This window comes from Pandoraea capi (assembly GCF_902459735.1).
GTDB lineage: Bacteria > Pseudomonadota > Gammaproteobacteria > Burkholderiales > Burkholderiaceae > Pandoraea > Pandoraea capi.
Genome location: NZ_CABPRV010000006.1, coordinates 55462 through 75966 on the forward strand (window position 1 = coordinate 55462; position 20505 = coordinate 75966).

The window sequence follows — 20505 nt, forward strand, 5'->3', positions numbered from 1 at the left end:
AAAAATCGGCCGCGACCGGAGGTCCGGTGGCGGCGCGTGTGAGCGATTGCAGGGTGCGGTTCGTGTGGGATTTTCCGGTCCCGTCACGTCGCCCTCTATATAAATAGTCAGTGAGTCATCCGGTGAGGCGCGATGATTTGCGTTGCGCGTCCGGTGTCTCCTGGAAACAACGCCGGCGTCGACCGACGCCGGGAAAAGCAGGCTTGCCTGCGTTGGCGCGATATCACGGGTGATGTTGGCGATGACCAAAATGCCGAGATACCGCTCACGACGGGCACTGCCGTTTTATGTCGCTTTATGCCGCTTATGCCCCTTAAGCCGCCTTGGCCAGACGCTCCTGCGCCGCTGCGACCGCATCGGGTTTCGTCATGAATTCGCGCTGCTTGATGAGGGCCAGCACGACGTCGAGCGTCGGCGTGGGCACATTGGCCAGCCGGCCCATCTCCTGCACGACGGACACCAGTGGATCGATTTCCATCGCGCGATCGCGCTCGAGATCCTGAAGCATCGACGTCTTGTGCGCACCGACGGCGCCTGCGCCATTGATGCGGCGCTCGACATCCACCCGGAAGTGCACGCCGAACTTGTCGCCGATGGTTTTGGCTTCGAGCATCATGGCGCGCGCCACGGCGCGGGTGCCCGGATCGCTGGCGATGATGTCGAGCGTGCCGTGCGTGAGCGCGGAGATCGGGTTGAAGCAGAGGTTGCCCCACAGCTTGAGCCAGATCTCGTCGCGGATGTTTTCGCGAATCGGTGCATCGAGCCCGCCGGCAATCATCATTTGCGAGAGTTTTTCCACGCGCTCGCTGCGCTCGCCGCTGGCTTCGCCGAGCGGGAACTTGTTGCCGTAGACGTGCTGGATCACCCCCGGTGCAACGACTTCCGTGGCCGGATAGACCACGCAGCCGATCGCACGCTCGGGGCCGAGTTCGCGCCACTGACGGCCGCCCGGATCGATGCTTTCGAGCGTCGTGCCCTCGAGCGCGCCACCGTGCTTATAGAAGTACCAGTAGGGAATGCCGTTCACGGCCGTGACCACGGCCGTATTCGGACCGATCAGCGGCTGCATTGCGTCGAGGACCGACGGGACCGAGTGTGCCTTGAGCGCGATGATCACGTAATCCTGATGCCCGAGCTCGCGGGCATCGTCCGTGCAGCGCAGATGAGCGACACGCTCTTCGCCATCGATAAGCAGCTTGAGTCCGTTCTCGCGCATGGCCGCCAGATGCGGTCCGCGCGCCACCAGACTGACATCGGCTCCGGCGCGCGCGAGTTGCACGCCGAGATAGCCGCCGATGGCGCCAGCGCCATAGATGCAGATCTTCATGAAGTCTCTCCCTCCAAAGTGAATCGAAACCTGGGCCTGGTACTGGCCGCTTGTGTTCTCTTTATTCTTCTAATACCAAATGTTGTATATCGTATATCACAAGGAGAATAGCGCCAAGCCTTGTTGGGGTATTGGGTCTCATGGTTTCCCCGCAGACGCCCGAAAAACGGTGTTTCGCATGTGTGAGCGTTGCGGTGATCAATTGCATTTATGAAATGCCCGGCACAGGCCGGCAAACGAATTATTACGGTGTGTTACAGCGGATGCGGTGCGAGAGAGGAGTGCACTTCTTGTGAGAAAAAATAACAGGAATATCGCCTTGTGCTCGTTTTAAAAAATCCCAAGGAGCCCGATATAAAAGGCTTGAACGCCTTGTTGGGTAAGGTTCCCGGATCAGGTTAACTCCTTAGTGTTTTCGCATTGCGTTGTTGCGCCGCTCCGTCCTACAGTTGCGTTACTGTATCTAGCCGCCACTTAGAACAGTGCCTCGCGTGCCGGAGTTGTTGTCGCTGCAATGGACGAAAACGACTTCGGCACGCGAGGAGGAAAACGAGGACAGCAATAAATTAGTGTTGACTTATATCTGATATATCGTATATTTCGTTCGGTATATTTACGGGAAATGCAATGGACCCGTAAGCATTAGAGACAAGTCGACGAGGCCAAGACCTCGTAAAGCATACCCAGGGGGCATAGACCCCATCCGGAAGGTGTTGTTGTTGTGAAGCTGCCAAACAACTGAAAACCGATGGAGGAGGTACAAAGTGGAGACGACAAATCAACACGGCAAACAATCCGTGTTCGCGAGCCCTTGGGTTCAGCTCGTGTTCGGCGTGATTTGCATGGCGATGATCGCCAACTTGCAGTACGGGTGGACGCTGTTCGTCAACCCGATCGATGAGAAGTATGGTTGGGGCCGTACGGCCATTCAGGTGGCGTTCACGATTTTCGTCGTGACGGAAACCTGGCTGGTGCCGATCGAAGGGTATCTGGTCGACAAGTTCGGCCCGCGCCCGGTGGTCGTCGGTGGCGGTCTGTTGTGCGGTATTGCATGGGTGCTCAACGCCTATGCGTCTTCGCTGCCGATGCTGTATTTCGCAGCGGCCGTGGGCGGTGTCGGCGCTGGTGCGGTGTATGGCACCTGCGTGGGTAACGCACTGAAGTGGTTCCCGGATCGCCGCGGTCTTGCCGCGGGCCTGACCGCTGCCGGTTTCGGCGCGGGTTCGGCGCTGACCGTGGTACCGATCGCCAACATGATCAAGTCGAGCGGCTACGAGAACACGTTCCTGACCTTCGGTCTGGGCCAGGGGATCATCGTGCTGTTGCTGGGTCTGGCGCTTGCCAACCCGCCGGCATCGATCGAAGCGCTCAAGAAGCTGGCGCCGGGCGCAATGCGCTACAACGCCAAGCCGACGGAAGTCATGCGCTCCCCCGTGTTCTGGATGATGTATCTGATGTTCGTGCTGATGGCCGCAGGCGGTCTGATGGCCACGGCTCAGCTCGGCCCGATCGCCAAGGACTACGGTCTGGATCAGGCGCCGGTCTCGATTCTCGGCCTCACGCTGCCCGCACTCACCTTCGCACTGGCCATCGACCGTGTGCTCAACGGGGTGACGCGTCCGGTGTTCGGCTGGATCTCGGACAAGATCGGACGGGAAAACACGATGTTCATCGCCTTTGCGATGGAAGCCGCGGGGATTTACGCACTGGCAAAGTTCGGCCAGCACCCGGTGGCGTTCGTGATCCTGACCGGCCTGGTGTTCTTCGCCTGGGGTGAGATCTACAGCTTGTTCCCGGCGACCTGTGCCGATACGTATGGTTCGAAGTACGCCGCTACCAACGCGGGGATGCTGTACACCGCGAAGGGGACGGCCGCGTTGCTGGTGCCTTTCTCGAGCATCATCACCACGTCGACCGGTAGCTGGCAGGCCGTGTTCATGATCGCTTGCGCCATGAACGCCTTCGCGGCCTTCCTTGCCTTGTTTGTCCTCAAGCCGATGCGTGCCCGTCTGGCACAGCGTTACGCCAGCGACTACAAGGCGGAGTCGAACGAGCCGACCGCTCGTGCCGCGGACCTGAGCCGCAGCACCACGTAAGGCGAACTCGATACGTCAGCTTGACGTTAAGCAGTACTAAGCAGGAAGCAGACTGGCTGGCTTGATTAGGAACATGTCTCACCGGCGTGCAATCCGGGCCCTGAATGACTGAAGGCCCGATTGCACGACCGGAAGGACAAGTAGAGAAGCAGTACAGGAATACCCACTAATCGTCAGACAAGACGACGCAACACTGAAACCGGAAAAATTGGAGGAGAGAATTATGTCCATTGCGATGACCGTGCCAGTCGGCAAGGCGGAAAACGACACGCTCGAAGACAACAGCCGACACGCGAACATCGTGTCCGAGGCAGCAACGACCGATGGCTTCCATCTGGTCATCGATGCCCTGAAAGCGAACGACATCGACACCATCTTCGGTCTGGTGGGGATTCCCATCACCGATCTGGCTCGCCTCGCGCAAGCCGAAGGCCTGCGCTTCATCGGCTTCCGCCATGAACAGCACGCAGGTCACGCCGCCGCTATCGCCGGCTACATGACGCAAAAGCCGGGCATCTGCCTGACGGTGTCCGCACCGGGCTTCCTGAACGGCCTGACGGCACTCGCCAACGCGACGACCAACTGCTTCCCGATGATTCTCATCAGCGGTTCGAGCGAGCGTGAGATCGTCGACCTGCAGCAGGGCGACTACGAAGAAATGGATCAGCTCAATGCGGCCAAGCCGTATTGCAAGGCCGCTTACCGCGTGCTGCATGCCGAAGACATCGGCGTCGGCCTGGCCCGTGCGATCCGTGCTGCCGTGTCCGGTCGTCCGGGCGGCGTCTATCTGGATCTGCCGGCCAAGCTGCTCTCGCAGACCATCGACGCCCAGAAGGCCAAGGATTCGCTGATCCGCGTGATCGACGCCGCACCGCGTCAGATCCCGGCGCAAGACGCCGTCCAGCGCGCGCTCGACGTCATCAAGGGCGCCAAGCGTCCGCTGATTCTGCTGGGCAAGGGCGCTTCGTATGCTCAGGCCGACGAAGACATTCGCGCCCTGATCGAGAAGACCGGCATTCCGTACCTGCCGATGTCGATGGCCAAGGGCCTGCTGCCCGACACGCATGAGCAATCGGCATCGGCCGCGCGCTCGTTCGTGCTGCAAGAAGCCGACGTCGTCGTGCTGATCGGCGCGCGTCTGAACTGGCTGCTCGCACACGGCAAGGGCAAGACCTGGGGTTCGGCGCCGAAGAAGTTCGTGCAGATCGACATCTCGCCGACGGAAATCGACAGCAACGTGGCGATCGCGGCACCTGTGATCGGTGACATCGGTTCGTGCGTCAAGGCACTGCTCGCCGGCGTGGATGCTAACTTCGGCAAGCCGTCGACCGAATGGACCGGCGCGATTGCAGAACGCAAGAACAAGAACCTGGCGAAGATGGCGGCAACGCTTGCCCAGAATCCGTCGCCGATGAACTTCCACAGCGCGCTCGGCGCGATCCGTGACGTGCTGAAGAAGCACCCGGACATCAACCTGGTCAACGAAGGCGCGAACACGCTCGACTATGCCCGCGCGATCATCGACCAGTACCAGCCGCGCAAGCGCTTCGACTCGGGTACCTGGGGCGTGATGGGCATCGGCATGGGCTTCGCCATCGGCGCGGCCGTGACCAGCGGTCTGCCGGTCGTGGCCATCGAAGGTGACAGCGCCTTCGGCTTCAGCGGCATGGAACTCGAAACCATCTGCCGTTACGACCTGCCGGTCACCACCATCATCTTCAATAACAACGGCGTGTATCGCGGCACCGACGTCAACCCGACGGGCGGCAAGGACGTGGCCCCGACGGTGTTCGTCAAGGGTGCGCGCTACGACAAGATGATCGAAGCCTTCGGCGGCATTGGCTACAACGTGACCACGCCGGCCGAGCTTATCAAGGCGCTGGAGGAATCCATCGCTGCGGGCAAGCCGAGCCTGATCAACGCTGTGATCGACGAATCTGCCGGTACCGAAAGCGGTCGTCTGACGAATCTGAACCCGCAAAGCGCGGCGATGAAAAAGTAAGTGCTGAGTCAATCAAGGAGACATGACATGAGCAAACCCCTCGAAGGAATCAAGATCATCGACTTCACGCACGTGCAGGCTGGCCCGGCCTGTACCCAGCTGCTGGCATGGTTCGGCGCTGACGTGATCAAGGTGGAACGCCCGGGTTCGGGCGACGTGACGCGTAACCAGTTGCGCGACATCCCCGACGCCGATGCCTTGTACTTCACGATGCTCAACAGCAACAAGCGCTCGCTGACGCTGGACACGAAGACGCCGGAAGGCAAGGAAGTGCTCGAGAAGCTCGTGAAGGAATCGGACGTTCTGGTCGAGAACTTCGCCCCGGGCGCGCTGGACCGCATGGGCTTCACGTGGGAGCGTCTGAACGAACTGAACCCGAAGCTCATCGTGGCATCGGTCAAGGGCTTCTCGGACGGCCACCACTACGATGACCTGAAGGTCTACGAAAACGTGGCGCAGTGCGCAGGCGGTGCTGCTTCGACGACGGGTTTCTGGGACGGCCCCCCCACGGTGTCGGCCGCAGCGCTCGGCGACAGCAACACCGGCATGCACCTGGCCATCGGTATTCTGACGGCACTCATCGGCCGTGGTCAGACGGGCCGTGGTCAGAAGGTGGCCGTCTCGATGCAGGATTCGGTCATCAACCTGTGCCGCGTGAAGCTGCGCGACCAGCAGCGTCTGGACCGTGTCGGCTACCTCGAAGAGTATCCGCAGTACCCGCATGGCGAGTTCAGCGATGTCGTGCCGCGTGGCGGTAACGCCGGCGGTGGCGGTCAGCCGGGTTGGGTGCTCAAGTGCAAGGGCTGGGAAACGGACCCGAACGCTTACATCTACTTCACGATCCAGGGTCACGCCTGGGAGCCGATTTGCCGCGCACTGGGCAAGCCGGAGTGGATCAGCGATCCGAACTACGCCACGGCACAAGCCCGTCAACCGCACATCTTCGACATCTTTGCGACCATCGAAGCCTGGCTGGCCGACAAGACGAAGTACGAAGCGGTCGACATCCTGCGCAAGTTCGACATTCCGTGCGCACCGGTGCTGTCCATGAAGGAAATCGCCAACGATCCGTCGCTGCGCGCTTCGGGCACGATCGTGGAAGTGCCGCACAAGGAACGTGGTTCGTACCTGACCGTCGGCAGCCCGATCAAGTTCTCGGGTCTGAAGCCGGAAATCACGGGTTCGCCGCTGCTGGGCGAGCACACCGACGAGATCCTGTCCGAGCTGGGTTACAGCAAGGACCAGATCGCGAATCTGCACGCAGCACGTTCGGTCTGAGTTCGCTCAGTCGTTAGCCGTCAGGCAAACGCTGTCATGCCGCACTCACCGTTGCCGCCTTCGGGCGGTAACGGTGTACGCGGCCGCAGGTGAGGTGCCCATGGGTGCGGTTCCGTGCGGAGCCTGCACCCATTTTTATTTTCGGGACCGTGCTGTCCTCTAATTGATGTAATTTATTGGCATGTTTGGCATCGATGCCAATCGTGACCATCGCATTTCCCCCATAAGATTATTGGAGACACCATGAGCGCATCCGTCGACGTCAATCAACTGGTGCAGGTCGTAGGCGACGCCATTGTCGTCGCCGACCCCACGAACATCATCACGCTGTGGAATTCGGGCGCGGAGAAGATGTTCGGCTTCTCGGCGGCGGAGGCTGTCGGGCAGCCGCTCGATATCATCATTCCCGACCGGCTGCGCGCGCGTCACAACGAGGGCTATGCCAAGACGATGGAAACGGGGCAGACGAAGTACGGTAGCGATCTGCTCAAGGTGCCGGCCGCGCACAAGGATGGCCGTGCCATGTCGATTGCGTTCACCGTGGCCTTGCTGCATGGCGCGGCGGGAGAGGTGACCGGCATCGTCGCCGTGATTCGCGACGAGACGGCGCGTTTTCAGGAGGACCGTCAGCTGCGCAAGCGCGTGACCGAACTCGAAGCGAAGCTGGCCGCGACGGCGAGTTGACCCTCGTGACGATGACGAGCCCGCGCAAGTCGTGAGCCTGGTGAAGCGTATGAGACGGCGTTAGCCGACGTAGCGCGTTCGCCGCGGATGGAAAAGAAGCACCGATGCGTAGATGCGCACCGGTGCTTTTTTGCTTTTTAAGCGAAGGAACCGGCGAGCCGCGCGACTAATAAGTATTTTGTATTCAATATATTTAAAGAGTATTGATAACTCTCTCTGATCGATCGCCTGACTTTCATCGCGGTGACACATGCCTGTAAACCCCTAGCTCGATGGGGTAATTCCAGACTTGTTGCAATGCAGAGTCCCTTTATTCATAGGCTTCTCGGCGATTTCGATCCAGAAATGCCGCGACACAGCAAAACGCATCGGCAACAAAAAGCCGTTGATAAAATATCGTGTATGAAATACCGTATATCACAACATTCGATCGACGCAGATGATGGCGCCCGAAGAGGCGACGACCTGCGTCAGACCCGGCGAGGCTCGCGATATTGCTGCAATCGAAAGGCATGGCGCTCACGTGTTTTTCGAGGCGCACCTCGCATACCCATTACATAAACGCCGTCGCATCAGGAGGAGACAAACCATGGGAAAGGCACTCGAAGGTGTGCGCATTCTCGACTTCACGCATGTGCAGTCCGGGCCAACGTGTACGCAGTTGCTGGCCTGGTTCGGCGCGGACGTGATCAAGATCGAACGCGCGGGTCACGGCGACGTTACGCGCGATCAGCTGCGCGACATTCCCGACGCGGACAGCCTTTACTTCACGATGCTCAACAGCAACAAGCGTTCGATCACGCTTGATACGAAGCATCCGGAAGGCAAGGCAGTGCTCGAGCGCATGATTCGCGACTGCGACGTGCTCGTGGAGAACTTCGCACCGGGCGCCCTCGATCGCATGGGCTTCACCTGGGAACACATTCACTCGCTCAACCCGCGCATGATCGTCGCCTCGGTCAAGGGCTTCGGTCCCGGTCCGTATCAGGACTGCAAGGTGTACGAGAACGTGGCGCAGTGCGTTGGTGGCGCCGCCTCCACGACCGGTTTCGACGACGGCCCGCCCATGGTGACGGGCGCGCAGATCGGCGATTCCGGCACGGGTCTGCATCTGGCGCTGGGCATCGTCACGGCGCTGTATCAGCGCACGATGACCGGTCAGGGCCAGCGCGTGCTCGCCGCCATGCAGGACGGCGTGCTGAACCTGTGCCGCGTGAAGTTGCGCGACCAGCAGCGTCTGGAGCGTGCACGCGTGATGGAAGAGTATCCGCAGTACCCGAACGGCGAATTCGGCGATGCGGTGCCGCGCGCCGGTAACGCCTCGGGTGGCGGCCAGCCGGGCTGGATCCTGAAGTGCAAGGGCTGGGAGACGGACCCGAACGCTTACATCTACTTCATTACGCAGGCCCCGGTGTGGGGTTCGATCTGCAAGGTGATCGGCAAGCCCGAGTGGGTCGAGCATCCGGATTACGCCACGCCGCGCGCGCGTTTGCCGCGTCTGCGCGAGATCTTCGACACCGTCGAACAGTGGACCGTGACGAAGACCAAGTTCGAAGTCATGGGCATTCTCAACGAGTACGACATTCCGTGCGGTCCGATCCTCTCGATGAAGGAAATCGCCGAAGACATGTCGCTGCGCGAGACCGGCACCATCGTCGAAGTCGATCACCCGAAGCGCGGCAAGTACCTGACCGTCGGTAACCCGATCAAGCTCTCGGACAGCCCCACGAATGTGGAGCGTTCGCCGCTGCTCGGCGAGCACACCGACGACGTGCTCTCGGAGTTCGGCTACAGCGCGCAGCAGATCTCGGCGCTGCGCGAAGTCGGCGCGGTCTGACGCACGCGGGGGATTCGACCTCTCGACCTCTCGACCTCACGCCCTTAAGCATGCAACGTTAAGCACGCAACGTTAAGCACGCAAGCAGGCGCGGCAAAGGACAAGTGGCCGCCCCGAATCGAAAGTGTCGCAAGTGTCTGCAAGAGGCAGATGTGAATGACTTCAAGACATCGTGTGAGGCGCGCGCCTGGCAGCCGCTGCCGTGCCGCCTCACCGCTACAGGAATGGCAAACGCATGAAGCTCTGGACCCGTTTCAAGACCGCACATGGCCGCATCGGCTTTGGCCTGTTGCAGGGCGATCACATTCTCGAACATCGCGGCGATCTTTACGATCAACCCGTCGCCACGGGCGCAACGATTGCGCGCGACGCGGTCGATCTGCTGTGTCCCTGCGAGCCCTCGAAAATCGTGGCGCTCTGGAACAACTTTCACGCGCTCGGCGCGAAGCTCGGCAAGGCCGCGCCGTCGCATCCGCTGTTTCTCATCAAGCCCGCCACCACGCTCAACGGTCCCGAGGGCGTGATTCGCCGTCCGGCCTCGTATGCCGGGAAGATCGTCTTCGAGGGCGAACTGGGCATCGTGATCGGCAAGCGCGCGAGCCACGTGAGCGAGGAAGCGGCACGCGACTACATCCTCGGTTACACGCTGGTCAACGACGTCACGGCCGCTGAAATCATCGAGCAGGACGGCAACTTCGCGCAGTGGACGCGCGCGAAAGGCTTCGACACGTTCGGCTGCCTCGGCCCGGTCATCGCCGAGGACTTCGACTGGCGCGAGGCGGAACTCGTCACGACGCTCGACGGCACCGAGCGTCAGCGCTATCCGCTCGCCGACATGATCTTTAATCCGTGGCAACTCGTCGCGCGTTTGTCGCAGGACATGACGCTGTTGCCCGGCGACGTGATCGCGGTCGGCACGTCGATCGGCGTGGGCTCGATGAAAGAAGGCGCGCTGGTGGAAGTGAGCATCGACGGACTGGGCACGCTGGCCAACCGCATGGGCGGCTGAGTCCGGCATACATACCGCAGATGGCAGATCGCAGGGCGCGATCTGCATCGCGAGCAACCGATTTCACGGTGGTCGGCCGGGGTGGCAATGGCCTGAGTCGATCGCCCTTTTTCATTCGGCAGACCGGAACGATCTGCCCGGGCATGACAAATGATGGGACCTATTTCGTGTCGCTGCCTGCGGGCGGCGGCACGGGGCTTTTGTAGGCCATCATGCAGTCGATCAACGCGGCGCCTTCGGAGAGCAGGAACTGACGGAAGGCGAGCGCGACCGGCGGCAGCCGTTTGCTGCGGCGATGCACGACGTACCAGCTTTGCCACGCCGGAAAGCCCTGCACGTCGAGCACCGTCAACTGACCCGTCTGCAACTCCATGCCGACGGTGTGTGCGGACAGGAAGCTGACGCCCATGCCTGCAATCACCGCCTGCTTGATGGTTTCGGTGCTGGCGATCTCCATCGCGATCTTCAGTTGCTGGGTGCGATGACCGAAGGCGTCTTGCAGGGAATTCCAGGTGTCGGACCCGCGCTCGCGGCTGATGAACGGTTCTTGCGCCAGCCGTGAAAACGGAATCTGTTTCTGACCGGCCAATGCATGGCCGGGCGGCGCCACGATGATGTACGGGTGCGGCGCGAAGGCTTCGTTGATCGTATCGATTTCGTGGGGCGGACGCACCATCACCGCCAGATCGGTCAGGTTTTCGGTGAGCTGATGCAGCAGTTCCTCGCGGTTATGCACCGTGAGATTGAGGGTGACGCCAGGATGGCGCACGGTGAATGCGGCGAGCAGGCGAGGGAAAAAGTAGTCGCCTGCGCTGATGACGGCCACGTTGAGCTTGCCGCCCGTAATGCCCTTGAGGTGATCCATCGCCTCTTCGGTCTCACGGAACAGCGCAATGATCGCGCGGCTGTAATGCAGCATTTCGTTGCCTGCCGGCGTCAGGAAGATCTTCTTGCCCAGTTGCTCGAAGAGCGGAAGTCCGGCGTGTGTCTCAAGTTGCTTGACCTGGGTCGAGACGGCCGGTTGCGTGAGGTGAAGTTCTTCGGCGGCGCGCGAGAAGCTCAGATGGCGCGCCACGGCTTCGAAGACTTTCAACTGGCGGAGCGTGGCGTGTTTCATGCGGCGGAGGTTCGTTTGGGAAGGAGGTGAGCGATGCGCTACGACGTGTCGTGTGTTCGCACCACCGTCTTCGCGAAGTATAAGTAATCGTTGATGGTTTGCATAATTAACTTTAACTGTCTTTTATATGTCGGGCTGCGTAATCTGCAATGGCAGCCCGCATGAAAGTGGTGTGACGACAAAGCGAAAAATGTAGAAGCAGCGCGTAACGGCCGGTGAAACGCCAGGCAAATTGCCCGGCGAGAACCAGCAAAGGCAACGCGCTTACGTCAGGCGCCACGCGGGTTTGGACGATCACTCTTTGGGAGACGCCATCATGTCGGTCATCGAAACGCACATCAAACCCGCCGCCCTGGCACCGGTTGCCAACGCTCATCTGCATGCGTTCAACAACGCATTCGTCGAACTGGGTCTGGACTGGTATTGGGATAACCACACCTACACCCGTTTGCTGCACACCACTGGTAACCAGGATTTGCCGCTGGCGTATCTCGAAGGCGCTTCGGCGCAGGCGTTGCGCATGGCCGAGCTGGTGTTGATCGGGGCTTACCTCGATGGCCATCAGCCGCACCTGCTGCGCGCCTACGAACCGGAATTCCTTTGCGACCTGATTCACTGCACCAAGGTGCGTTGCTTCGAAGCGGCCAATGAAGGTCGTTCGATGCTGGCGCCGAGAGCCGTTGCGGCCTGAGTTTCACAACACGACAGGGGCTCAGACCCCGAGACAATAACTATGCATATTGGCATTCCAAAGGAGACGGCCGGCGGCGAATCCCGCGTCGCGGCCACACCGGAAACGGTGAAGAAGCTGGTGGGCGCAGGGCATCGCGTCACCGTGGAGCATGGCGCCGGAGAGGCGGCGAGCGTACCCGATGCGGCGTATGTCGCGGCGGGCGCGTCGAGCGGCACGGCTGCCGAAGCGTTCGGTGCGGAGATGGTGCTGAAGGTGCGTGCCCCGTCGGTCACGGAGATCGGCCAGATGCGCCGTGGCGCCGTGGTCGTGGGGATGCTCAATCCGTTCGATGCCGAGAACAACGCACGCATGGCGGCCGCTGGCATCATCGGCTTCGCACTTGAAGCCGCGCCGCGCACCACGCGTGCGCAGAGCATGGACGTGCTCTCCTCGCAGGCCAACATTGCCGGTTACAAGGCCGTGATGCTCGCTGCGAACCTTTATCAGCGCTTCATGCCGATGCTCATGACGGCTGCCGGTACCGTGAAGGCGGCGCGTCTCGTTGTGCTGGGCGCTGGCGTTGCGGGCTTGCAAGCCATCGCGACGGCCAAGCGTCTGGGGGCGGTCATTGAAGCCTCGGACGTGCGTCCGGCCGTGCGCGAGCAGATCGAATCGCTCGGCGCGAAGTTCATCGACGTGCCGTTCGAGACCGACGAGGAACGTGAGATCGCCAAGGGCGTGGGCGGCTATGCACGTCCGATGCCCGCGGCGTGGCTTGCGCGTCAGGCGCAGTTGGTCCACACGCGCCTTACGCAGGCTGACATCGTCATTTCCACCGCGCTGATCCCGGGGCGTGCTGCGCCGACGCTGATCGCCGAAGACACCGTCAAGGCGATGAAGCCCGGCTCGGTGATCATCGACCTTGCGGCCGGACGTGGCGCCAACGGCGGCGGCAACTGCCCGCTGTCGGTGGCTGACGAAGTGGTCAAGGTCCACGGCGTGACCATCGCCGGTTACACCAACCTCGCCGGTATGGTCGCGGCGGATGCCTCCGCGCTTTATGCCCGTAACGTGCTGGACTTCCTGAAGCTCGTCATCGACAAGGAAGGCAAGTTCGTCATCGATACCAACGACGACATCGTCGCCGCGTGCCTCATGTGCCGCGACGGTCAGGTGCTGCGTGCGGCATAAAGGGGAAGCGCAAACATGGAATTGATCAATCACACGGTGATCAACCTGATCATCTTCGTGCTGGCGGTGTACGTCGGCTATCACGTGGTGTGGAACGTCACACCGGCACTGCACACGCCGCTCATGGCGGTGACCAACGCGATCTCGGCCATCGTGATCGTGGGCGCAATGCTCGCCGCCGGCCTCACCGAAGGCAACCTCGGCAAGACGATGGGTGTCGTGGCCGTGGCACTTGCGGCGGTGAACGTGTTCGGGGGCTTCCTCGTCACGCAGCGCATGCTGGAGATGTTCAAGAAGAAGGATAAGGCGCCTGCCAAGGCCGCCAATGACGAAGCAGCAAAGGGAGCGCACTGACATGAGCATGAATCTTGTGACGCTGTTGTATCTGGTCGCGTCGATCTGTTTCATTCAGGCGCTCAAGGGCTTGTCGAATCCTAAGATGGCGCGACGCGGTAACGCGTTCGGCATGATCGGCATGACGATTGCCGCGCTCACGACCGTGGCGCTGATCTTTGAACTGCGCAAGCTGTCGGGCGGTAACTATGCGGGCCTCGGTCTGATTCTGGCGGGTCTCGTCGTCGGTGGCGGTATCGGCGCCTACGTCGCTCGCAAGGTCGAGATGACGAAGATGCCGGAACTCGTGGCTGCCATGCACTCGCTGATCGGTCTGGCTGCTGTCTGCATCGCGGTCGCTGCTGTGGCCGAGCCGGCTGCGTTCGGCATCGTCGCCGCAGGGGAAGCTTTGCCGCCGGGTAACCGCATCGAACTTTTCATCGGTACGTTCGTCGGCGCGATCACGTTCTCGGGTTCGGTCATCGCCTTCGGCAAGCTCTCGGGCAAGTACAAGTTCCGTCTGTTCCAGGGTGCGCCGGTCGTGTTCAAGGGCCAGCACATGGTGAACCTGGCACTGGCGATTGCGATGATCGGCTTCGGCATTGCGTTCTTCACTACGCTGAGCTGGACCCCGTTCGTCATCATGACGGCCATCGCCTTCGTGCTCGGCGTGCTCATCATCATTCCGATCGGCGGCGCCGACATGCCGGTCGTGGTCTCGATGCTGAACTCTTACTCGGGCTGGGCTGCGGCCGGTATCGGTTTTTCGCTGAACAACCCGATGCTGATCATTGCCGGTTCGCTCGTGGGTTCGTCGGGCGCGATCCTGTCGTACATCATGTGCAAGGCAATGAACCGCTCGTTCTTCAACGTGATTCTGGGGGGCTTCGGTGCACAGGCCGGTGCGGGCGCTGCGGGTGGCGAGCAGCAGCAACGTCCGGTCAAGTCGGGCTCGCCTGACGACGCCGCGTTCCTCATGAGCAACGCCGAATCGCTGGTGATCGTGCCGGGTTACGGTCTGGCTGTGGCCCGTGCACAGCACGCACTCAAGGAACTGACCGACAAGCTGGTCGAGAAGGGCGTGAACGTGCGCTACGCGATTCACCCGGTGGCGGGTCGTATGCCGGGTCACATGAACGTGTTGCTCGCCGAAGCCGAAGTGCCGTACGACCAGGTTCTGGAAATGGACGAGATCAACGGCGAATTCGGTCAGACGGACGTGGTGCTGGTGCTCGGCGCAAACGACGTGGTGAACCCGGCAGCGAAGAACGATCCGCAATCGCCGATTGCCGGCATGCCGATTCTCGAGGCATACAAGGCCAAGACGATCATCGTCAACAAGCGTTCGATGGCGGCGGGCTACGCCGGGCTGGACAACGATCTCTTCTACCTCGACAAGACCATGATGGTCTTCGGCGACGCGAAGAAGGTCGTCGAGGAAATGGTCAAGGCGGCGGCCTGATCGAAGACGTGTACGGGGCGCGCCGCCGCGTGCGGCGCGCCTTCGCCATTTCGATGGCTCGTAGGTCTACTTACTGGCAGGGAACATGAACGTATCGCTGAGACAACTCAAGGTCTTCATGGTCGTGGCGCGCAGCAAGAACTTCAGCCGCGCGGGCGCCGAGATCGGCCTGACACAACCGGCCATCAGCCGCTGCATCAACGAACTGGAAGGGCAACTGGGCCTGCGTCTGGTGGATCGCACGACGCGCGAAGTGGCGCTCACGGATGCCGGCGTCACGCTCGCGAGCAACCTCGATCGCGTGCTCGACGAGCTCGAAATTGCGCTGCTTCAGACGCACGGCGCCGAAGCGCGCACGACGGGACGCGTTCGCATCGGTGCCGCGCCGACCATCTCCGCGACGCTGATGCCGCGCGTGCTGCTGGCGTCGCAGGCCACCTATCCCGATATCGCACTCGCGCTCGTCGACCAGATGCAACGCGCGGTGCTCGATAGCGTGCGGGCGGGCGACGTCGACTTCGGTATCGTGGTGGCGCCGCAAGGTGCCGACGATCTGACGACCGAGCATCTGATGAGCGAGCCGTTCTGTCTCGTGTGCCGTACCGATCATCCGCTCGCCTCACAGGCGGCCGTGCATTGGTCGGAGCTTTCGGGCGAAAACCTCGTGCTGCTCAACCAGAGCTCGGGCAGCCGTCCGCTGATCGATCGCGCGCTCACGACGCAGAAGGTGCAGGGCACCATCACGCAGGAGCTGGGACACGTGAGCACCATCTTCCGCATGGTGCAGGAGGGACTGGGCGTGAGCGTGCTGCCGCCGCTGGCGTTGCCGCTGCCGGAGAATTCCACGCTGGCGGTGCGTCCGTTGCTGCCCGCCTTCGAGCGCAACATCGTGCTGGTACGTCGCAAGAACCGCTCGCTTTCGCCTGTCGCCCATACCGTGTGGGAGCTGATTCATCGTGTGGTGCGCGAGCGTAACAAGGGATTCGCGCTGGCCATCGAACAGGCGCAAGCTGCTGCGGCGGGCGTGGTCAACTGAATCCCCGATTCGAATCAACGACTTGCCTATCCTCATCAAGGACTTGTCCACAGACTTGAACACAAAATCTGTGGATAAGCCGACGACACTCGAAGGCGATTTGCCTGCGAGTGTCGCCGTCTGATCGTATCCCTCGAAAACCTCAATCCGATCAAGCGCTTGGGTAGCATGCTCCGTTCGTTGTCCACAGCTTTGTGAACAAAAACGGTGGATAAGTTGCGCCGATGAATTGCGCCCATGAGACTCGCGCACCGTGCCCCATCACGGTTCGCTGCGTCGTCATGCATGCCTCGATCCCGCTTTTTTCATCGTCACATTGACGCGTAACCGACGTCCGTCGGCCGCGATGTTGCGAAACGAGCACTGTACTGTCACGTAGAGTGCGCTAAAATTCTCAACATCGATTGCGAGTTCCGCAACGCTGGCGACTCGCACATCCTCATCAAACGACAACGCAGAAGTCTCTGCCGCGTCACGTCTGCATTTCTCCAATTTCCATGACTTCTGATATTGCGCAGCCGCGCACGGGCTTTTGGCCTGCGCGCGCGGCAACGATGGCATTGCTGTTTTGCAGCGGATTTCTTTACGCGACGTGGGGCGTGCATGTGCCCACCGTCAAGGCGATGTTCGACCTGAACGATGCGAGCCTGTCGGTGGCGATGTTTGCCGTGGCCGGCGGCGCTATCGTCACGATGTCGCGCATGGCCCGCTGGGTCGGACGCGCCGGCAGTCAGCGCGCCAGTCTGCATTCGGGGATCGCGCTCGCGCTCACGAGCGCCTTCATTTTGTCGATGCCGAATTATTGGGCGCTGGTGGGATGGCTGGCACTCTACGGCGCGGCGAACGCGACCTACGACGTGGCCGTGAATGCGCAGGCCGCCACGCTCGAAGCGCGTTACCGCAAACCGATCATGGCGTCGTTGCACGGCTGCTTCAGTCTCGGCGGGATGGCGGGGGCGCTGGTCGGTGGTGCCTGGCTCGCGCATCACGGATCGCCGCAGTGGCACCTCGGCCTCGCGGCGCTCGGCTGCGCCGTGGTGATCGTGGTCGGCTCGCGCTTCATGCAGCCTGACATGTTGCCCGGTGAAGCGCTGGTCGGGAGCGATGGTGAAGCGTTTCGCGTGAAGCACACGCCGCCGCCGGCACTGAGCGAGGCGTCGCGCCGTCAACTGCATCGCAAACTTACGGGCTTTGGCGTGCTGGCGTTCCTCGGGCTGGTAGTGGAAGGCGCCATGTACGACTGGACGGCGGTCTACATGCGCGAAGTGGTCTCGGCGCAGGGCGCGTGGATCGGCGCCGGATATGCGGCGTTCTCTGTCGGCATGGCTGCCGGACGTTTCAGCGGCGACCCCGTGCGTGCCCGCATGGGCGGGGCGCGGTTGCTGCGCGTGAGCAGTCTGCTGTGTGTCGGCGGGGTGCTGCTCGCGCTGTTCTGGCGTGAACCGGCCGCAGCGGTTGCGGGCTTCGCGCTGGCGGGGCTGGGCTTGTCGAACGTCATGCCGGTGATGTTCGCCGCCTCGGGGGAAGTGGCGCGTAGCGCGGGCATGGCGAGCGCCGAAGCCATCGCGGTGATGGCGCGTCTGGCTTATCTTGGTTTGCTGATCGGACCGGTGCTGATCGGCGCGATCGCCCACGGCATCAGCTTGCCGGTGGCGCTGGGCGCCGGGCTGTTGTGCATCGTGCCGATTGCGCTGCTGGCGCCGAAGATGCTGGCGGGGGTAGACGGACGCGCCGCAAAGCCCGAGTTGCTGAGCAAGTAAGCGACTGGGCTTCGGGCGCGCCGGAAAGACTTGAGCGCGCTTACTTCAGCGTGACGCCCACTTCGCCGATGCCCTCGATGGTGCCGCGCAACTCACCCTTGCCGGCGGCAGGGATCATGCCGACGTACGAGCCGCACGTGATGATCGCGCCCGCGCGCATGGTGATGCCGCGCTTGCCGTTGTGATTGACGAGCCAGGTGAGCAGGGCGCGCGGATCGCCGCCGGTATTGAAGACTTTTGCCGGGGTGATGTCACGGCCGTCGAGCGTGAAGACCGCCTTCGGCTTGAGGTAGTCGAAACCGGCGTCGTAACCGCGGCCGCTACCGATCACGAGCGCGCCGTTGTTCTGAAGATCGGCCAGTGCGAACCGGCTGTCGAGACCTTTCTCGGCAAAGCGGCTGTCCGTGATTTCGATGGTGGTGAGCATATCGTCCACGAACATCATCGCCTCGCGTTCGTCGTATCGGCCTGGTTTGATATCGCGCGCCAGACGGAACGCAATCTCCAGTTCGAGTCCCGGACGGAAGAAGTCGTCGAGCGCGAGCGCGCCACCGGCGTCGCTCACCACGGACGCCGGGATCGGTGCGCAGTTCGGCAGGTCCGTCGGCGTCTTCGCACCGACCTTCCAGGCGGCGATCGTGTCGCCGAGCAGATCCAGCGTGCGCAATTGCACGGCGTAAGCGGCGTTGGCGTCGGCCGGCCGCAGCGCCGCGGCGGGCGAGTCGATGGGCGTGTCGCCGCGACGGGTGTCGGCCAGCAGGCGGGCCAGCGATTCGACGGCGGGTTGGGTCTCGAACATCTTGCGAATCTCCTAGGGGAAGGGCGATGCGCCGGTCAGTCGCCGGTCGCATGTCGCCACACATCGTATACAAAATTCAGGCGATGTTGCGGTGCGACGCAAACCTGTCGCTTTCTCGGTGAAAACACCACATAACGTAGTCAAAACAGTGTCGATCTGCGAGAATCGATCCTCGTAATATTTCGTAATAATTAGTAATATTCCGAGAAATATTGCGTGATTTCGTGTGCGGCATACCTCTGACTGTGATCGTTGCCGCTTGCGAAAGTGCTGTGCGTACCGTCGTTGTCTTTCCTTCCGAAACGAATGACCAGGGCAAGCCTATGCACTCCGTGACTTTGAACGCCGTACGCGATCACACCATCCATCCGCCCGACGTTGCGGCCAGCCAGCCGATTAGCCGTCAGGCGTTGCATCTCGCCGTGATGGACCGTCTGCGCAAGATGATTACCGAAGGCGTGCTGCCGCCGGGCTCGCATCTGAACGAGCGCGCACTGTGCGAACAACTGGGCGTGTCGCGCACGCCGCTGCGCGAGGCGTTGAAGATGCTGGCGGTGGAGCGTCTCATCGATCTGCTGCCCAATCGCGGCGCGCGTGTCGTGACGCTGTCCGCGAGCGATATCGCCGATGCGTTCGAATTGCTGAGCGGTCTCGAGGCGCTGGCGGGCGAGCTGGCTTGCGAGCGCATCACCCAGGTCGAATTCGATGAGATTCAGGAACTCCATAGCGCGATGGACGCCTGCTACGCAAACGGCGATTTGCCCGGCTACTTCGACTGCAATCAACGGATCCACGACCGCATCAATGCGGCGGCGCGCAACCCCGCGCTCACGCAGATGTATCAGGCGGTCAATCACCGGCTTCAGGCATTGCGCTTTCGCTCCAATCTGCACGCGGGCAAATGGGAACGTGCGATCGACGAGCACGTCGAGATGTTGCGCGCACTGCATCGCCGAGACGGTGTGGCGCTCGGCCGGTTGCTGCGCGCTCACCTCATGGCGAAGTGCGCGGCGGTGCTTGCGAACGTGCGCGTTGCCGCCTGAGCGGCGGCAAGCTTCAAGTCTGCCGGATATGCCGGACAAGGCCGCGCGCAATCAGGCCGCGCGGCTCATGCTGACGAGCCCTTCGTTGAGCATCGCCGCAACGTAAGCGTCGGTCTTGCTGCGCAAGTGAGCTTCCATCAGCGTACGTAGACGTTTGCCATCGCGCCGACGCATCAGCGCGAGCATCTCCGCATGCTCATCGACGGCCTGACGCCAGCGCTCAGGCGTGGGTGTCAGACGCTCGCGCACGTGGCGCAGCCGGGCGTTGAGATTGTGGAAGTATTCTGCTAGCGGCCCGTTATCCGCCATGCGCAGAATGCTCAGGTGAATTTGCTGGTTCAGCGCGAAGTAGGCGGCATGATCGGTGCGTGCGTAAGCGGCTTCCATCTCGTCCTGCAAGCGCGCTAACTCGTTCAGATCCGCATCGGACGCCTTCTCGCACGCCTGCTCGCCCGAGAGTCCTTCCAGCACGGCCATCACGGCAAGCAGATTCACGACCTCATCCACGCTTACCCGCGCTACGCGCGCGCGGCGTGTCTCGGAAATCTCCACCAGCCCCTCGTTCGCCAGACGCTTGAGCGCCTCGCGCAGCGGCGTGCGCGATACCGCCAGTTCGTCGCAAAGCGCGCGCTCGGACAGTGGTGCGCCGGGACGCAGGTCGCCGCGCACGATGCGCGCTTTCAGGGCTTCGTAGGCTGCGGCATTCAGCGATGCAGAGGTGGTCATGCGTGAGGATTGCAAAAATGGAATGCCAATTTTGAGGTTGATGTCATCGTCCGTCAATCCGCCATGTCCTGGTTTTCCATGTTAACCCTTATTTTTTGCATTGCTGCTTGCCAATGACGTATCGATAAATTT

General features: G+C 61.7%; 17 protein-coding genes. 13 read left to right on the top strand and 4 right to left on the bottom strand.

The window, feature by feature from the left end:
- Positions 1 to 313: 313 nt before the first annotated feature.
- Positions 314 to 1327, bottom strand: a complete 1014-nt coding sequence (locus PCA20602_RS14075) for a 2-dehydropantoate 2-reductase (RefSeq protein ID WP_069343424.1) — start codon at positions 1325 to 1327, stop codon at positions 314 to 316.
- Between the two features lie 764 nt (positions 1328 to 2091).
- Between PCA20602_RS14075 and oxlT the strand changes: the two genes are divergently transcribed.
- The 6 genes from oxlT to PCA20602_RS14105 all read left to right on the top strand — a co-directional run bounded on the left by oxlT (position 2092) and on the right by PCA20602_RS14105 (position 10233).
- The gene (oxlT, locus tag PCA20602_RS14080) at positions 2092 to 3423 is read left to right on the top strand and encodes an oxalate/formate MFS antiporter (RefSeq protein WP_069343423.1); all 1332 of its coding nucleotides are present in this window, start codon (positions 2092 to 2094) and stop codon (positions 3421 to 3423) included.
- A 223-nt stretch (positions 3424 to 3646) separates the two neighbouring features.
- On the top strand, positions 3647 to 5425 hold the full coding sequence (gene oxc / locus PCA20602_RS14085) for an oxalyl-CoA decarboxylase (protein WP_240493619.1): 1779 nt from the start codon (positions 3647 to 3649) through the stop codon (positions 5423 to 5425).
- A gap of 27 nt (positions 5426 to 5452) precedes the next feature.
- Positions 5453 to 6703 carry a formyl-CoA transferase gene (frc, locus tag PCA20602_RS14090; RefSeq protein ID WP_069343422.1) on the top strand — a complete coding sequence of 417 codons (1251 nt, stop codon included), beginning with the start codon at positions 5453 to 5455 and terminating at the stop codon, positions 6701 to 6703.
- Positions 6704 to 6946: 243 nt separating this feature from the next.
- Positions 6947 to 7387 (top strand): PAS domain-containing protein, encoded by a 441-nt coding sequence (locus tag PCA20602_RS14095; protein WP_069343421.1) that lies wholly within the window; start codon positions 6947 to 6949, stop codon positions 7385 to 7387.
- A gap of 589 nt (positions 7388 to 7976) precedes the next feature.
- Entirely contained in the window at positions 7977 to 9224 is a 1248-nt protein-coding gene (frc, locus tag PCA20602_RS14100; protein ID WP_150721763.1) for a formyl-CoA transferase, read from the top strand.
- A gap of 235 nt (positions 9225 to 9459) precedes the next feature.
- A complete protein-coding gene (locus PCA20602_RS14105; protein WP_150721764.1) occupies positions 9460 to 10233 on the top strand; it encodes a fumarylacetoacetate hydrolase family protein in 774 nt (257 codons plus the stop codon).
- 160 nt (positions 10234 to 10393) lie between these two features.
- On the opposite strand, the gene PCA20602_RS14110 is transcribed toward PCA20602_RS14105, so the two are convergent.
- Entirely contained in the window at positions 10394 to 11350 is a 957-nt protein-coding gene (locus tag PCA20602_RS14110; protein ID WP_150721765.1) for a LysR family transcriptional regulator, read from the bottom strand.
- Between the two features lie 316 nt (positions 11351 to 11666).
- On the opposite strand from PCA20602_RS14110, the gene PCA20602_RS14115 reads away from it, so the two are divergent.
- The 6 genes from PCA20602_RS14115 (at position 11667) to PCA20602_RS14140 (ending at position 17805) form a co-directional block, all read left to right on the top strand.
- On the top strand, positions 11667 to 12041 hold the full coding sequence (locus PCA20602_RS14115) for an HAD family hydrolase (RefSeq protein ID WP_069343417.1): 375 nt from the start codon (positions 11667 to 11669) through the stop codon (positions 12039 to 12041).
- Between the two features lie 42 nt (positions 12042 to 12083).
- Positions 12084 to 13214, top strand: a complete 1131-nt coding sequence (locus tag PCA20602_RS14120) for a Re/Si-specific NAD(P)(+) transhydrogenase subunit alpha (protein ID WP_150721766.1) — start codon at positions 12084 to 12086, stop codon at positions 13212 to 13214.
- Between the two features lie 15 nt (positions 13215 to 13229).
- A complete protein-coding gene (locus PCA20602_RS14125) occupies positions 13230 to 13568 on the top strand; it encodes an NAD(P) transhydrogenase subunit alpha part 2 (protein ID WP_150721767.1) in 339 nt (112 codons plus the stop codon).
- A 1-nt stretch (position 13569) separates the two neighbouring features.
- The gene (locus PCA20602_RS14130; protein ID WP_150721768.1) at positions 13570 to 15009 is read left to right on the top strand and encodes an NAD(P)(+) transhydrogenase (Re/Si-specific) subunit beta; all 1440 of its coding nucleotides are present in this window, start codon (positions 13570 to 13572) and stop codon (positions 15007 to 15009) included.
- Between the two features lie 85 nt (positions 15010 to 15094).
- Complete coding sequence (locus PCA20602_RS14135; protein ID WP_069344064.1) at positions 15095 to 16045, top strand: LysR family transcriptional regulator; 951 nt, start codon at positions 15095 to 15097, stop codon at positions 16043 to 16045.
- 497 nt (positions 16046 to 16542) lie between these two features.
- Positions 16543 to 17805: an MFS transporter gene (locus PCA20602_RS14140; protein ID WP_150721769.1), complete on the top strand. Its 1263-nt coding sequence runs from the start codon at positions 16543 to 16545 to the stop codon at positions 17803 to 17805.
- Positions 17806 to 17845: 40 nt separating this feature from the next.
- On the opposite strand, the gene PCA20602_RS14145 is transcribed toward PCA20602_RS14140, so the two are convergent.
- Positions 17846 to 18604: a 2-keto-4-pentenoate hydratase gene (locus tag PCA20602_RS14145; protein WP_150721770.1), complete on the bottom strand. Its 759-nt coding sequence runs from the start codon at positions 18602 to 18604 to the stop codon at positions 17846 to 17848.
- A 323-nt stretch (positions 18605 to 18927) separates the two neighbouring features.
- On the opposite strand from PCA20602_RS14145, the gene PCA20602_RS14150 reads away from it, so the two are divergent.
- Complete coding sequence (locus tag PCA20602_RS14150) at positions 18928 to 19647, top strand: GntR family transcriptional regulator (RefSeq protein WP_150721771.1); 720 nt, start codon at positions 18928 to 18930, stop codon at positions 19645 to 19647.
- Positions 19648 to 19698: 51 nt separating this feature from the next.
- Here PCA20602_RS14150 and PCA20602_RS14155 read toward each other — a convergent pair whose 3' ends face one another.
- On the bottom strand, positions 19699 to 20373 hold the full coding sequence (locus tag PCA20602_RS14155; RefSeq protein ID WP_150721772.1) for a GntR family transcriptional regulator: 675 nt from the start codon (positions 20371 to 20373) through the stop codon (positions 19699 to 19701).
- Positions 20374 to 20505: the final 132 nt, after the last annotated feature.

What these genes read in the sequence shown, in the direction of transcription:
- PCA20602_RS14120 (WP_150721766.1), top strand. Translation starts at nt 12,084, where the DNA reads ATGCATATTGGCATTCCAAAGGAGACGGCCGGCGGCGAATCCCGCGTC.
- PCA20602_RS14155 (WP_150721772.1), bottom strand. Translation starts at nt 20,373, where the DNA reads ATGACCACCTCTGCATCGCTGAATGCCGCAGCCTACGAAGCCCTGAAA.
- frc (WP_150721763.1), top strand. Translation starts at nt 7,977, where the DNA reads ATGGGAAAGGCACTCGAAGGTGTGCGCATTCTCGACTTCACGCATGTG.
- oxc (WP_240493619.1), top strand. Translation starts at nt 3,647, where the DNA reads ATGTCCATTGCGATGACCGTGCCAGTCGGCAAGGCGGAAAACGACACG.
- PCA20602_RS14110 (WP_150721765.1), bottom strand. Translation starts at nt 11,350, where the DNA reads ATGAAACACGCCACGCTCCGCCAGTTGAAAGTCTTCGAAGCCGTGGCG.
- PCA20602_RS14095 (WP_069343421.1), top strand. Translation starts at nt 6,947, where the DNA reads ATGAGCGCATCCGTCGACGTCAATCAACTGGTGCAGGTCGTAGGCGAC.
- PCA20602_RS14145 (WP_150721770.1), bottom strand. Translation starts at nt 18,604, where the DNA reads ATGTTCGAGACCCAACCCGCCGTCGAATCGCTGGCCCGCCTGCTGGCC.
- PCA20602_RS14150 (WP_150721771.1), top strand. Translation starts at nt 18,928, where the DNA reads ATGCACTCCGTGACTTTGAACGCCGTACGCGATCACACCATCCATCCG.
- PCA20602_RS14135 (WP_069344064.1), top strand. Translation starts at nt 15,095, where the DNA reads ATGAACGTATCGCTGAGACAACTCAAGGTCTTCATGGTCGTGGCGCGC.
- PCA20602_RS14125 (WP_150721767.1), top strand. Translation starts at nt 13,230, where the DNA reads ATGGAATTGATCAATCACACGGTGATCAACCTGATCATCTTCGTGCTG.
- PCA20602_RS14105 (WP_150721764.1), top strand. Translation starts at nt 9,460, where the DNA reads ATGAAGCTCTGGACCCGTTTCAAGACCGCACATGGCCGCATCGGCTTT.
- PCA20602_RS14115 (WP_069343417.1), top strand. Translation starts at nt 11,667, where the DNA reads ATGTCGGTCATCGAAACGCACATCAAACCCGCCGCCCTGGCACCGGTT.
- PCA20602_RS14075 (WP_069343424.1), bottom strand. Translation starts at nt 1,327, where the DNA reads ATGAAGATCTGCATCTATGGCGCTGGCGCCATCGGCGGCTATCTCGGC.
- frc (WP_069343422.1), top strand. Translation starts at nt 5,453, where the DNA reads ATGAGCAAACCCCTCGAAGGAATCAAGATCATCGACTTCACGCACGTG.
- PCA20602_RS14130 (WP_150721768.1), top strand. Translation starts at nt 13,570, where the DNA reads ATGAGCATGAATCTTGTGACGCTGTTGTATCTGGTCGCGTCGATCTGT.
- PCA20602_RS14140 (WP_150721769.1), top strand. Translation starts at nt 16,543, where the DNA reads ATGACTTCTGATATTGCGCAGCCGCGCACGGGCTTTTGGCCTGCGCGC.